15 protein-coding genes are annotated in these 13,277 nt (G+C 44.9%); 7 read left to right on the top strand and 8 right to left on the bottom strand.

Annotation, left to right across the window (positions count from 1 at the left end; all coding sequences use genetic code 11):
- Nucleotides 1-383 precede the first annotated feature (383 nt).
- Entirely contained in the window at nucleotides 384-1,508 is a 1,125-nt protein-coding gene (locus A8O23_RS19570) for an MBL fold metallo-hydrolase (RefSeq protein WP_066625269.1), read from the bottom strand.
- Nucleotides 1,509-1,899: 391 nt separating this feature from the next.
- Between A8O23_RS19570 and A8O23_RS19575 the strand changes: the two genes are divergently transcribed.
- Together A8O23_RS19575 and A8O23_RS19580 are read left to right on the top strand one after the other, a co-directional pair.
- Entirely contained in the window at nucleotides 1,900-2,925 is a 1,026-nt protein-coding gene (locus A8O23_RS19575) for a DUF3667 domain-containing protein (protein ID WP_066625271.1), read from the top strand.
- A gap of 93 nt (nucleotides 2,926-3,018) precedes the next feature.
- Nucleotides 3,019-3,720, top strand: coding sequence for a head GIN domain-containing protein (locus A8O23_RS19580; RefSeq protein ID WP_066625275.1), 702 nt, complete (start codon nucleotides 3,019-3,021; stop codon nucleotides 3,718-3,720).
- A 75-nt stretch (nucleotides 3,721-3,795) separates the two neighbouring features.
- Here A8O23_RS19580 and A8O23_RS19585 read toward each other — a convergent pair whose 3' ends face one another.
- Together A8O23_RS19585 and A8O23_RS19590 are read right to left on the bottom strand one after the other, a co-directional pair.
- Nucleotides 3,796-4,209, bottom strand: a complete 414-nt coding sequence (locus A8O23_RS19585) for a septal ring lytic transglycosylase RlpA family protein (RefSeq protein WP_066625277.1) — start codon at nucleotides 4,207-4,209, stop codon at nucleotides 3,796-3,798.
- Nucleotides 4,199-4,894, bottom strand: a complete 696-nt coding sequence (locus A8O23_RS19590) for an alpha/beta fold hydrolase (protein WP_066625379.1) — start codon at nucleotides 4,892-4,894, stop codon at nucleotides 4,199-4,201. The genes A8O23_RS19585 and A8O23_RS19590 overlap by 11 nt, the downstream gene beginning before the upstream one ends.
- A gap of 915 nt (nucleotides 4,895-5,809) precedes the next feature.
- On the opposite strand from A8O23_RS19590, the gene A8O23_RS19595 reads away from it, so the two are divergent.
- Complete coding sequence (locus A8O23_RS19595; protein ID WP_066625279.1) at nucleotides 5,810-6,127, top strand: SH3 domain-containing protein; 318 nt, start codon at nucleotides 5,810-5,812, stop codon at nucleotides 6,125-6,127.
- A 113-nt stretch (nucleotides 6,128-6,240) separates the two neighbouring features.
- Here A8O23_RS19595 and A8O23_RS19600 read toward each other — a convergent pair whose 3' ends face one another.
- A complete protein-coding gene (locus tag A8O23_RS19600; protein ID WP_066625281.1) occupies nucleotides 6,241-6,987 on the bottom strand; it encodes a hypothetical protein in 747 nt (248 codons plus the stop codon).
- Between the two features lie 160 nt (nucleotides 6,988-7,147).
- Here A8O23_RS19600 and A8O23_RS19605 point away from each other — a divergent pair, with 160 nt between their 5' ends.
- Nucleotides 7,148-7,390, top strand: a complete 243-nt coding sequence (locus A8O23_RS19605) for a hypothetical protein (RefSeq protein WP_066625284.1) — start codon at nucleotides 7,148-7,150, stop codon at nucleotides 7,388-7,390.
- An 86-nt stretch (nucleotides 7,391-7,476) separates the two neighbouring features.
- Here the strand turns inward: A8O23_RS19605 and A8O23_RS19610 are convergent, their stop codons facing one another.
- From A8O23_RS19610 to A8O23_RS19620, 3 genes are all read right to left on the bottom strand, one after another.
- Nucleotides 7,477-8,040, bottom strand: a complete 564-nt coding sequence (locus A8O23_RS19610; RefSeq protein ID WP_066625289.1) for an Hsp20/alpha crystallin family protein — start codon at nucleotides 8,038-8,040, stop codon at nucleotides 7,477-7,479.
- 178 nt (nucleotides 8,041-8,218) lie between these two features.
- Nucleotides 8,219-8,602, bottom strand: a complete 384-nt coding sequence (locus A8O23_RS19615) for an Hsp20/alpha crystallin family protein (RefSeq protein WP_066625292.1) — start codon at nucleotides 8,600-8,602, stop codon at nucleotides 8,219-8,221.
- Between the two features lie 221 nt (nucleotides 8,603-8,823).
- A complete protein-coding gene (locus A8O23_RS19620; protein WP_066625296.1) occupies nucleotides 8,824-9,237 on the bottom strand; it encodes a hypothetical protein in 414 nt (137 codons plus the stop codon).
- Between the two features lie 353 nt (nucleotides 9,238-9,590).
- Here A8O23_RS19620 and A8O23_RS19625 point away from each other — a divergent pair, with 353 nt between their 5' ends.
- The 3 genes from A8O23_RS19625 to A8O23_RS19635 all read left to right on the top strand — a co-directional run bounded on the left by A8O23_RS19625 (nucleotide 9,591) and on the right by A8O23_RS19635 (nucleotide 11,585).
- A complete protein-coding gene (locus A8O23_RS19625) occupies nucleotides 9,591-10,025 on the top strand; it encodes an STAS/SEC14 domain-containing protein (protein ID WP_066625302.1) in 435 nt (144 codons plus the stop codon).
- A gap of 147 nt (nucleotides 10,026-10,172) precedes the next feature.
- Entirely contained in the window at nucleotides 10,173-10,679 is a 507-nt protein-coding gene (locus A8O23_RS19630; RefSeq protein ID WP_066625305.1) for a DUF421 domain-containing protein, read from the top strand.
- Nucleotides 10,680-10,775: 96 nt separating this feature from the next.
- Nucleotides 10,776-11,585, top strand: coding sequence for a hypothetical protein (locus A8O23_RS19635; protein ID WP_066625307.1), 810 nt, complete (start codon nucleotides 10,776-10,778; stop codon nucleotides 11,583-11,585).
- Between the two features lie 204 nt (nucleotides 11,586-11,789).
- Here A8O23_RS19635 and A8O23_RS19640 read toward each other — a convergent pair whose 3' ends face one another.
- Nucleotides 11,790-13,139: a T9SS type A sorting domain-containing protein gene (locus A8O23_RS19640; protein WP_066625310.1), complete on the bottom strand. Its 1,350-nt coding sequence runs from the start codon at nucleotides 13,137-13,139 to the stop codon at nucleotides 11,790-11,792.
- Between the last annotated feature and the right edge of the window lie 138 nt (nucleotides 13,140-13,277).

Below are 13,277 nucleotides of genomic sequence, written 5' to 3' on the forward strand. Positions count from 1 at the left end.
TAAATCTTCTTAAAAGTACTCGTTCAGCGGCAAATGACCAATTGCTGCTCTAGGCCCGATATGTTTATCACAGCCTTTTATTGTGATTAACAGAAGGAAAGATGATTAAGTATTCCGTCCCTCTTTGAAGGGGGTGGGTGTTAATTACTCTTGCTGATAAAAATTTTCGATGAATTTGTGCTATTAATTTTCGTTTAGCATGAGCTTTACGACTCCCGCTGTCCTTGTCATCCCCCTACCACCTTCAAAGGGGGACGGAATGCGTGGAACATTAACAGTTATTAATGCACTTCTCTAGCGAGCATGGGGCTTAGACTAACATTCCTGTTTTAGGCCTGCTTTTGAAAAACTACGCCTAAAACAGCTCAATAAGCCAATGAATGTTAATTCAGCGGCTCCCACCACTTTTTTTGCGGCAGCTCTTGCCCCACTTTCCAGGTTTGGCCAATAATGGGAGTAGCCAGTGTAACGTTCTTTTCTGCGGCGGCTTTGGTGAGGCGCATGATAGGTTCTTTCCAGTGGTGCAGGGCCAGTGAAAAAGCTCCCCAATGAGTGGGCATGAGCACTTCGCCTTTCAAATCCAGATGAGCTTGGGCTGTTTCTTCGGGCATCATGTGAATGTACCGCCATGCCTGGTTGTACTGACCGCACTCTAGCATAGTCAAATCAAAGGGGCCGTATTTGTGGCCAATCTGTTTGAAATGCTCATCATAGCCAGAGTCACCGCCGAAGTACACCGATTGATCTCCGTTCTTAATAACCCAGGAGCACCAAAGCGTGGCGTTTCTATCCCAGAGCGTACGTCCTGAAAAATGGCGGGCGGGCGTGGCGGCAAAGAAAAAACCATCAATGGTAGCATATTCCCACCAGTCAAACTCAGTAACTCTTTCTTCAGGCACGCCCCACTTAATTAAATGAGCTGCCACCCCCAAGGGCACTAAAAAGTGTTTAACCTTCTCTTTCAGCTTTTTGATGGTGCCATGGTCTAGGTGGTCATAATGGTCATGAGAGAGCAGAACGTAATCCAGTGGGGGCAGGTCTTCAATGGCAATGGGCAGCTCCTCACTGAAACGTTTAGAGCCAATGAAAGACACCGGCGAAGCTCGTTTCCCCAACATGGGGTCAGCGAAAATTCGTTTCCCGTTCAGTTCAATGAGCACCGCCGAATGGCCAAACCAGGTTACTTGCAGCCCTTGCGCTGGCGCCTGCGCGAAGTCCTCTTTCTTATGAGTGAGCATGGGCAGCTTGTCTTCTGGCGTTGCCCCTTCCACGCCGGTAATAAACTTTGACCACAGACTCACTTTCTCCTGAAAAGAAGCATCCAGCATCATGGGGGTGTCTGATGTATTTTGGAACTGCCCGTTGTGGTACTGCGGAGAATTCTTGATGCGCTCCAGGCTCTGGCCTTTGGCGGTAGCCCCAAATTGCGGCGCAAAAGCCAAAAAAAGTGCTCCGGTGGCGGCAATGCCGCCCAGAGTGGTCAATATTATAAACATTGTCTTCTTCATTGTATAGTAACAGCAGCGCATGCGGTACAGTTTTTAAATGCCATCACCCTGCGTTGCCTGCCTAATATTTGTTCAGAAATGGAAATTCTATTCATTCAATACCTGCCTAAGGGCAAAAAGTTCTTTCTCACCCTGCACCCTGACAGCCATGGCCACTAACCTGGCAATGTCTAGTCATTTACATTTTACCTACCGCGTATTTTAATTTTGATTGTTTTGCTGTTTTTGCCTTCGTTTTCAGAATTCAGCTCAAAAACAGCCACTTCTTCATTTTGAAATACAGGCCCAACCCGCTAAAACCTACCTCTTTCATTCGCCTCGGCTTCTTTGGAAAGCTACAGGCAATTTAGCTATATTGCTTTCTATATATATAGCTTTTTTTGTTGCCCGTATGGCAAAGCATCGTCGCAAATACCCTGTCTGCACCAACTGCAATTTTGTTTTTGAAAAAGAGCAGCCAGATAACTTCTGCCCCCGCTGTGGGCAGGAAAACCATGACCTGAACGTACCCTTCAAACATGTAGCGCTGGAGCTGTTGGAAGGCACTATTCATTATGACAGTAAATTCTGGACCACGGTTAAATATCTGCTTTTTTATCCGGGTAGGTTAACGAACGAATTTCACCGGGGCCGGCGGGTAGGTTATGTGCCGCCCATCAGGTTGTATGTGTTCATCAGCTTTGTCTTTTTCTTATTGCTCTCGCTTAGAGTAAGCAGCATAAAGGAAGGTGAAAAATCTTTTGCTATTGATGTACGTGCCGCTGAAGCAGCGGCCTCAGAAAAACCAGAGAACTTAGCCGTACCCGGACCTGCCTCTGAACCAAACCCTAAGGCGAATAATCAATATAAAACATACCCAAACCCTTCAGACACCTCCAAGGCAAACTTGACAACTTCAGATATATTGGTTGATTTGCCCCAGCACGCTACACAGGCACAGTTAGACTCAGCCTTGGGTAAATTTGGCGTTGATGACCCTAACTGGCTTTACCGTGGCAGCTTACAGAAAGTTGCCAATCTGCAAAAACTCCCCAAAAACGAGGTTTTGTTAAAAGCATTGAAGTACCTATCTGTAATGATGTTTGTACTCATGCCCGTGTTTGCTTTGCTGCTGAAATTGGTTTTTTACCGTGCCCGCCGGTATTACATGGAGCACCTCATGTTCAGCATTCATCTGCACTGCTTTTTCTTTTTGCTTTATACCCTATACATGCTGTTGCTCTACGTGTTTTCACCAGGCGGCTTGTTTGGATGGTTTAATCTATTGGGCATTCTTTACTTGTACCTTGGCCTAAAGCGTGTGTTTAAGAGAAGCTACATCCGCACTTTCTTCAACATGCTTATGGTGTTGCTCTTGTATACCGTGGCCGGTGTGGCTACGCTGCTCTTGGGCTTGATAGTAAGCGTGGCGATTTAATTTTTTCAGAAAAATAAAAGAGGCTAGGCAACCTTTGGGCAATTCTTGCATCTATGAAAAAAAGAAGCATAAAACACCTTCACTATACACCTTATGAAAAAGGCATTCTCTCTCGTTATTCTATTGCTAACCTTCTTTAGCGTTTCTACATTAGTAAACGCCCAAACCGTAGAGGGTAACGGTAAAATCACTACCCAAAACCGCACCGTACCGGCTTTTACCGGGCTTAAAATAACCGGCGGGTTTGAAGTTGTGCTCACGCAAGGCAACAAAGAAAGTTTGAAATTAGAAGCTGAGGAAAACACTATGTCTCATATTGAGACTGAAGTGAGCAATGGCATTTTGAACATTAAAACCAAGGGCGTTAAAAACGCTAAAAAGCTGAAGGTTTACGTAACGGTGCGCGACCTGCAAAGTTTGGAACTGAGCGGTGGCATTAAGTTAGCCTCTACCAACACTATAACCGCTAACAAACTTAACCTAGAGCTTGCCGGAGGCATTAACCTGGAGATGGCTATTCAGGTAAAAGAGTTAAACGCTGAAATTGCCGGCGGAACCAACACTACCCTGACAGGCAGGGCAGATAGAGTGAAATTGGAATTGGCTGGGGCTTCCAATTTAAAAGCCTCTGACCTGCAAACTGATTATTTCACTATTGAAGCCGCTGGTGTAGGCAACGCTGAGGTAAACGTAGCCAAAGAGTTAAATGTAGATGCCGCAGGCATAGTAAACGTAGACTACAAAGGCTCTCCTAAAGTAAAGCACAGCGGCATGGGCAAAGTAAGGCCTATGTAATTCTCCCTTTCTACCACGCTATGAAAAAACAAGAATCCCCGGCAGCGGTACTGCCGGGGATTCTTGTTTTGAACCTTAGTCATTCTTGGCAGGCTTGATCACCTTCATTTGCACCGGCACCACTCCGGCTCGTTGCATATCTAACTTACGGGCCGCTGATTTAGACAAGTCAATGATTCGTCCGGCCACAAAAGGACCTCGGTCGGTAATGCGTACTTTAACTGATTTACCATTGACGGGGTTAGTTACCTTCACTTTAGTACCGAAGGGCAACTTTTTATGAGCGGCTGTTCTTTTGCCGGGTCGGTACCGCTGGCCATTCGCCATCTTATTGCCACGCAGCTTATCAGAATAATAAGAGGCTTTTCCGTTTTCAGTGTAGCCTTTCTGCCCGAAAGCGGGAGCTTTTGAGGCACAGCCTGGAGTAAATAAAACAAGTCCTAAACAGAACGTAACCGCTAGGGTAAAGGCAAAAGAATTAAAACGCATACTTGAAAAAATGTTGAAGCGCCTGGGCCAGCATAGGCCAGTCCAGCTGCTCTAAAGGATGTCTGGTGTTTGGGAAAACCTGAAGTTCCGCCTGTGGCAACTGTTTGTATACTGCCAACGACTCTTCTACGGTTACTATTTGGTCCCGATCGCCAATGGCAATACGCACGGGCACGGGCACCTGGCTTAATTGCTCAGGTTTAAGCAAGGGCACCTGACCCAAGTGCAGCATCATTTCGGCGGTGCGCAACATAACCTCTTCCCAATTCTGGGGAGCATGCCTTTCCTCTAGTGTTTGGGCAAAAGCAGGCAATTTTTCTGTCACTACGTCGGGGCGCAGGCGGGAAGTCTCATGCGTAGCCGCCTCCGGCGACCAGGCAAATTTGGTTGCCAAGGTGAAAATACTGGAGAAATTTTCGGGTCTCTGGCGGGCAGCCTCCAGCGCCACATAGCCACCCATGCTAAAGCCAAATACATTCACCTTTGTAAAGCCGCGGTCGTTTATCCATTCCAGCAACTGCTGTACAAAGGTCTCAATTCTAAAAGGTCCTCCGGGCATACCGGCACCACCGTGCCCTTCAAAGTTGAAAGAGTATACCGGCACTTGCGCCGGCAACAGTGGTAGCAATGGCTCAAATTGGCTCTGCGCCCCTAGAGCCCCATGTAACAGTAGCAATGGTTCCATATATTTAAAGGTAAACGATTCTACCCATACCTGCACTTTATGTACGCGTTTTTGCCCTACTTTCAGAAAAATGAGCCAGAAACACAGCTCCGCCGCACCATACTCTTACAAAAAATATGCAGGGGCAAAGCCAAGCATGCCCCAATTGGCTGAACCTTTCAGCGCTTCCCTCTTCCACAAAAATTAAACGCTCTTTCTGCCATACTATTACTTCTCCTATTTTCGTTATTCATGATTTAAATAACACGAACTTATTTTTCTCAATTCCTTTCTGATATCTCACACTTATTTTCCAACATATATTCTCTCTTATTTAAGAATATGTTAATACAATAAGAAATCAGATTCATTTAAGTTAAACATATGTTAATCACCTCATAAACCCTTGCCCCATAAAAAACACCCCATTACCTTAGCACCGTTATTTTAAACCAATAGTAGAAAATGCAGGCAACAATTTAGAAGATATTAAACAGGTGTCCGATACTGAATAATAAGTGCCCATTTTTGAACATTACTATCAAAACAAAACAGCTATAAACAACTGACAGACAATATTTTAAATTTTGGCATAGGTATTGACTTGCATCATCCAGCATGCGTAGCTATTTACCAGTTAAAAATACGCAGGCGCAAACATATTGTAACCGAACCAACCCATCTCTACAACAAACAACCAACTGTTTTAAAGAGAGTAATAATTTAAAGAAATTTTTTTAGCCTAAAGCAACCATCTTTAAAAATCTGCATCTATAAAGGTGTAATCAGTTTTCAATTAGGAAATAAAAAAAGGACAGACAAAAATCTGACCCTGCTTTTTACACCCTTTCCTGAAAAAAAGCTTTAACAAATTCTTAACATAAGACAATTTATTTTAACTAAAACCACTTTTAAAACACTTTAAAATTTACCACTATGAAACGCTTTCTTCTTCTTTCAGCATTAATTTTAGCGCAAGTATTTACTGTATTTGCCCAAACTCCTGCCACTCGTGAAAATGATGACCAAATAGCCATGCACCGCCAGCCAAGCATGTCTACAGAGGTGATGCGTTATTTGAATCCAGGCGAGCATGTAACGCGCGTTCGCAAAATTAATGATGAGTGGAGCCTGGTTACTATAGACGGAGAAGGAGGTTATGTATTGAATACCTTCCTGAAGGCTTCCAGAAACAAAAAGAAAGATACCGCTAAGTCTAAGACTGTAGTAGCTCCAAGCGCCAGCCTGAAATAATCTGTTGGCGCAGCCCCCATGCGTCAACACAGCCTTGCTTTCCCCCTTTACCCCCTAAAAAAGGCCCACCTTAACAAAGGTGGGCCTTTCTTTTTTTAACCAGCAGCGTTTGTTTAATCTACCCGCTCATAGTTGTATAGCTCAATGGCCTCTGAAAGACGGTCTTTGCTGGTGAACTTAAGTAATTGGGGCAGCAAAGAGACACCAAGACCAACTAACAGCAAAGGTGAAAAGCTAGAGGTCTGCCCACCTTTGAACTGCTGGTATAAGCCAACGCCTATTATACCGGCTCCGGCAACATACATACCTGTTTGCAGGGTTTGGGCACTCTTATACTTCTGCAAGCTTTCTAAACTACCTGGGTTGTCAGAGAGCGCTACTCTGAGGTTACGGTACGTCAAAGGCTCCAGTGGCCCATTGTCTTTAGAGTAGTAATACACCTTACGTTGGGTAGGATAACCGTAGCCGCCATAGCCATACCTGCCAAAACCGCCCATACCCATTCCAACGCCCGGGCCATAAGTGTTATAATCGGTGCGCAGCACAAAAAAGGTAGAAATGCGCCCAGTACGTTCACGTTGAGCAAAGTCACTGAACCGCCGGCCAGCATTCACACGCGCAAAATAGCCCTCAGTGTTCTGGAAAACTTTCACCTCTTCGGGTTTAAACCGCAGGGTGTCATCCAGCAGAAAATGGTTCTGCTTAAACAGCGGACTTTTGTATTGCAGCTTACGCGCATACACCCGCTCCCCATTGTACAGCTCAATAAAGTAAGGGGTACTGTAGCCAGCCTCTTGCGCCAAGCTGCTTTCCACTGCCCCCCACAGCATCAGTATCAAAAGAATTATTTTTTTCATCATAATGCTTTAAGAACGAAAAACATACACCAAAGTGATAATTCAGCAGAAAAAAAGAAAGAGAAAGGCTGCTTTTATTCCATTACACCGCTTTACGAAACAGCAAACAACTTAGTACAGTAAAAGAAAGGAAACGTAATGTTTCACTTAACTTGAACTAACCATGGTTGTAGCAATTGTAATTTTATTAGTAGTAGCCTTTTTTGTGACAATGTATTATTACCGTTCCAAAAACCCAAGGCAAATTGAAACCCACACTACCCCTATTTCTGGCGGTGGTTCAAATAGTGTCAGTAACCCTAGCCAGGCATCCAGACCCTCTTCTAACCCAGGCAGTATTCCAGACGGAGATGGCCACAGCAAAGGCGACGGAAACGCAGCCATGAGCGCAGGAAGGCAGGGTTAATACATTCACCCCATGCAAACAGTAACCCATAAAAGAAGGGGCGCCTACCAGGTAGGTGCCCCTTCTTTTATGGAATTATGCGTTGGTTAATGAGTGCCGTTTTCATGCACCAGCTGCCTTTTTTTAGGAGCAGCGGCATTGTTTTTTTGTTTGGCTTCTGCTTGTTTTTCTGAGTTGCCGTTGCTTTCTATGGCAAGAGAACGGGTATCACCATCGCGCACTTCTATGCGGTGGCGGGCAGTTTTGCGCTCATCTTTTGGCACGCTTACATGCAGAATGCCATTTTCAAAAACGGCTTCAATTTTATCTGCGTCTACGGTATCTGGCAAGTAGAAAGTACGGGAGAAAGTGCCGTACTGGCTTTCTATTAAATGATACCGTTTCTCTTTTTCCTCTTTCCGGAAGCGTCTCTCACCAGAAATGGTCAGACGGCCTTCTTGAAAATCTAGCTGGATGTCTTCTTTAGACAAACCTGGGAGAGCAACTTCAATTTCGAAGCCTTTCTCTGTCTCGTATGAATCAACCATAGGGTTGAATTTACTTAACCGCTCCTGGCTGTTAACAGTGTCCTGAAAAAAGCGGTCAAGCATACTGCTGAAGGTCTGCGGCATAAAATCATCAAGGCCGCTTCTAAAACGTTGGATAGCCATAACAACTCCTTTCTTTTTAGTTTGTGCGACAATAAATTAGAGAAGGCCTGTTGCCTCCTGTTTTACCTACATCCTTCCTCACAAGGGCCGTTCAACGTCACTCTGCTCCGGCAGAACTCCGTTTTAAGCCTAGTTTCTCAAAAAAAGCCCCAAAACAGTATTTGTTCCAGGGTTATTATTAGTAACGGTAATCAATATCTAATACTCTTGGCCCCTTGGGTAAAAAGGGAACCATTATACGTAGCTCCTTACCCTTGAATTCAGCGGACAGCTGAGAGTAGTCTACCAGTGGGGGGAGCACGAAATTGTGCAGGAACAACGGAGCCTGCATGGCTGGGTTGTTCTCATTTTGGTGCAGAGCCATAACGGTGACTGTATTTCTGTCTACCACTACCTGCCACTGCTCCGGCTCAACCCCAGGCAACATCACCCTTAGAACAGCGCCTTCTTCCCGCTTGTCCATCTTGATGATGGGCTGGCTTACGCCACCGCCAATGGTGTTGGTTAAATCAATATATTGAGCTACGTTCTGTAAGAACTTTTTATCTTTTATCAACTTCATATCTTATCGCCTCCTTTGTGCTTTACAGTTGATAACTAAAGAACAAAGGGCGTACCAAGCCTTAAAACTGGTTTTTATATGAAATTATGGCAGAAAAGCAGAAGATAAACTTAAAACTCTAATGGCATTTTGACAGGATTGTGACAAGAAAAGGAGTAAGTAGCCACTAGAGACTTCCGTAATAAAGCAGGTCAAAGAGCGGAGACCTATGTGGGGACAGTTTAGACTTCGTCTAGCCACTCCATTGCATCCTCTACATTTTTGAATATTCTGATTGTTACCTGGCCTTGTATTCGGGGGCGCAGTGCTTCCATTGCCAATTGCCCGTAGATGCCGGGAGCCAATACATGCGCGACGTACCTCATTCCGGCACGCACGGCCTTTGGTGTCCATACATCGGCGAGCCAGTCGTTGGCAGTATCCCAGCCCCCAACAATGTTGGAGTTATCACTTAAGTATTTGGTACATTTTGTTTCCTGGAACCACTTTAGCAACTCTTCCATTACTTTTTGAATGGTTACCAAGGAGTGTACGCCCACCCAATCTGCATGTATAATGCCTTGAGGCTGCAGATAATTAACACGCACTTGCGCCTGCCCGTACTGCAGAACAACAGAATTACCTGACAGCGTCATACAAAATATTTATAACCATTACGCAAAATGATATTTTCTAAGAATATTTTAAATAAGTCTGTCATTATTTATTTTTAGCGAAGCTATTATCTGCACATATCATCCCCGCTATGGCTTCCTTTGTACCAACCTAGTCGATATATAATTTGTTTTAAAATTTAATAAGATTACCTACTTCTCTTAACTAAAATGAATGTAAAATGTGCAGAGAGAGCATTTATAGATATGATTGATAATTTTTTTCAAAAACCCGAGAAGGAGCTGCATCTAAAATAAAAGCAATTCGTATAAAACAATCCCGCCCAAACCATTATCCTGAATTAGCCTCTCAGTATTGTTCGGCTCTAATAAACATGAGAATATTATATTTTGAAAATCATGTACTTACTCTGTCTTATGACAGAGAGCGGAAGACGGGTTATGCTGTCTGGAATGGCTTCCTGAGCAGTTCAGAATTTCAGGAAGCTACCACTAAGTGCGTAGAGTTAATGGAAAAAGAGGAGTTGGTGAACTGGTTAGCCGATAACCGGAAGATGAAGGCTATAAGACAGGCAGACCAGCAATGGTTCCTGGAAAACATTGTGCCTCGCTTATTGCACAGCTCTCTTCAACGCATGGCAACGTTGGTATCTCATGACATTTTCAATAAAATGGCCGTAGACAACATCATGCAAAGGGCAGGAACACACGATCACCTAACTATGCGCGATTTCCAGGACGAGGCTGCCGCTACTGCCTGGCTGGAGGCCCCAGCTTCAACGGCAGCGCAAGAATCTTTCAACGCTTAAGCAATACCTGTTCCGGTGGTTACTTAATTATAGCCCATGCTAAAGTCAGATTTTTATATGACTGCTACTGCGGCGTTGGCTTTAAGCTAACCCAGTGCTTCCCTACAAAACAAAAACCTCCAGCGCCTTTGCTTCGTTTCCGCTAACATGATGGACTTTTTAGACCCTATTCTAGGCATTGGCGAAGAAAACTTGAGTTGGTGGCAAATGTCTCTGAGAGCTATAATAGTTTTCTTAGTCTCGCTGGTATACTTACGGCTGGCAAATTCTCGAATTTTTGGTCGTCATGGCGCTTTTGACATTGTATTGGGTATTGTTTACGGCTCAGTCATGAGCAGGGCCATTACTGGAAATTCCCCGTTTTATGCTACCCTGGCGGCTGGCCTATCGCTTATTCTCCTACACCGGGTGTTGGCTGCCGTTACCTACAGCTATGGCCAGAAACTGGGGTTCAGTAACTTTATAAAAGGAGGTATGGCCACCTTGGTAGAAGACGGTGAAATGAAAAAGGATGTGATGCGGAAACACAACGTGACGGAGAACGACCTTTTGGAAACGATGCGCCTGCAGGGCGGCCCTGTAGACATCTCACAAATCAAATCGGCCTGTCTTGAACGAAGTGGCAACATAAGTGTAATTGTAAAAAAAGACTAACCCCCCCTGTGCGTCTTACGCTGTTGTTGTTCACCCCATGCAACCTTCTGCACCTAATCGGGCTCTTCTGGTTAGAAACCACACAGCGTAAACTTTATGAAAACCTATTTAAGCAAAATAACTTTTGCTCTTTTCACTGTCATTTTATTTGCCGGTTGCAACTTAGATGATCCTCAGCCCAGCCCAACTGGCGGCTATGTATTACTTTCCAGAGTAGCCACTACCCAAGGCGATAGCCGCGAGTTTATTTATTCAGCAGAAGGTTGGCTCACCCGCCTGGTAGGCAACGGCTATCTGGCCCTGAATGAAAACCAAACCTCTACCAGTAACGTCACTTTTGACAACTTGGGCCGCATTGCCACCATTTTGACCGATGGCCCTGAGCTAGACACCAAAAACGTATATTACTACACCACTGATCATAAGCTACAGAAGTTGGAAGAGCTAATTGACAACCAGGTGCAGAGCTACCACACCTTTGCCTATGATGCTCAGAAAAGGCTCACCACCCGCATTAGCTTCTACCCCGATGCCTCCAGCAACAGCAACACGCTCAGAGAAACGAACAAGAGCACGTTCACTTATCACACCGATGGCAACCTGCATGTACATACCATGTACCATAAGCCCAGCACTTCCGCTGACTGGCAGCTTACCCAAACCATGACCTATGAGAATTATGACACCATGATTGGGGTACAGCACCTTACCAGCGGTTTTCTGTTTACGCCAAGCATTATCTTACAGAAGAACAACCCTGGCAAGGTGACTACGGTGCTGGCCAGCGGCGAACAGCGTGTCTCTAACTTTACGTACCAGTACAATGCCCAGAAGCTTCCGGTAAAAAAGACAACCACCCCAAGCACTGGCAACGCGTTTGAAACGGTATACACATACCAGATGTAGCATAGCTTGTGCCTGAAAGTTTCCGTTTTTAGCCTCATTTCGGAAAATGGGGCTAAAAACGGGAAAAGGTTACTTTAAATGCATGTTCAAGCAATTGAAAGATGCGGCAAGGCTATAGCAATCTCCTAATTCTTGCTTCTGCATAAACAGAAAAGCCTGCCCCTTACTACAGGGCAGGCTTTAAATTGTAAGAATAATGCGCAACTATTGAACAACCACTTTTCTCTTTATCACTGTTTGGTTCTCTACAAGATTGAGGACATAAACGCCTTTGGGCAGGTGGCCTACAGACAACGTCTGACTTGGTCCCTGTAACACTTGATTGAGTACGGGTTGGCCGTTCATGTTATAAAGCACCACCCTTGCACTTTTAGCGCTAGTGCTGAGTTCTACAGTAAATTCTGTAGTGGAAGGGTTAGGATAAACGCTAAGCCTTCCGTCTAACTCATCCTCAATTCCGGTTACAGAAGCAAAAGCTCCTGAGAACTTATACATTACACCAGGTCCACCTGTCCAGCCAGTGGTGGGGTTAACAAAAACTACTTCTGAATGAGCTACGCCCTGATCAATCATAGTCCAGTTAGCGCCACCATCTGTACTTACCGCACTACCATTTTTTCCGGCAGCGGCTCCTGTTATTACAAAAGTACTAGCAGTACCCGGCACATACGCAATACTGTTCACATAGAGACCTGCAGGCTCCTCTGCCACAAAGGCTGACCAGTTTTCACCTCCGTCTGAGGTGCGGGCTGAAAACATTCTACCAGATCCATCTTCCACACCAACAGCAAAACCAGTTCCATTATCACTGAAAGCCATGGCAGAAACAGTTGAGTTGTTTGGCAAAAGGGTGGAAACAGTCCAATTTAAACCTTTGTCGGTACTTCTAAAGATTCTGCCTTTGTTAGTCCCAAACCAAACACTGTTTCCGTTGTCGATAAAGGAGTTAATAAATCCCCACTCGCCCGCTAAGGCCGCTGGCATGTTCGCATTAGGCACCCGTGTCCAGGTCTGCCCCAGGTTGCTTGTGGTGTATATTTCAAAATATCCATTCAGCGCGTCTCCTCCGGCTACGCCATTTGTGCCATCAAAAAAAGTGACGAAATTAGGGAAAGAGGCAGGATCACTATACGAAGCGGTGGGTTGCTTAGACCAGGTTTGGCCGCCATCTGTAGTATGGTAGATTCCGGAAGTTGCGCCGGCGCCATTAGGATAAACGGCAGCAAAAGCCTCCGTGGCACTAACTGCCGATATGTTTCCTGTTCCTGAATTACTTAGACCGTCTATCTGACCAGTTTCCCAAGTTTCTCCGCCATCGGTAGTTTTCACAAACCCAGAAACACCATTAGTCAATCCCCAGACCACATTTTCATTGACGGCATACAGCGTCCTTACTTGAGGCGGGGCGCCAGTCGTTTTCTCTACCCAGGAATGGGTAGTAGTTCCCTGTGCCATTACTAAGCCTGTATTCAGAATACCTTGCCATGACAACAGGAGTAAAGAGGCGATCAGAATTTTAATTGATTGTGAAAATTTTGTGTAATTTTTTTTCATAAAATTTTATTTTTTTGTTTGTGGGCTCGAGCACAAATAAAGCAAAAATTATATAACAAAAAAATTACACTAGACAAAAGGGGCAGATTGTTACTCTGCTGCGCTCTGCTTCTCCACCAAAACATGTTAGCTCTGTTT

The sequence above is a fragment of the Rufibacter roseus genome (assembly GCF_001647285.1).
Classification (GTDB): Bacteria; Bacteroidota; Bacteroidia; order Cytophagales; family Hymenobacteraceae; genus Nibribacter; species Nibribacter roseus.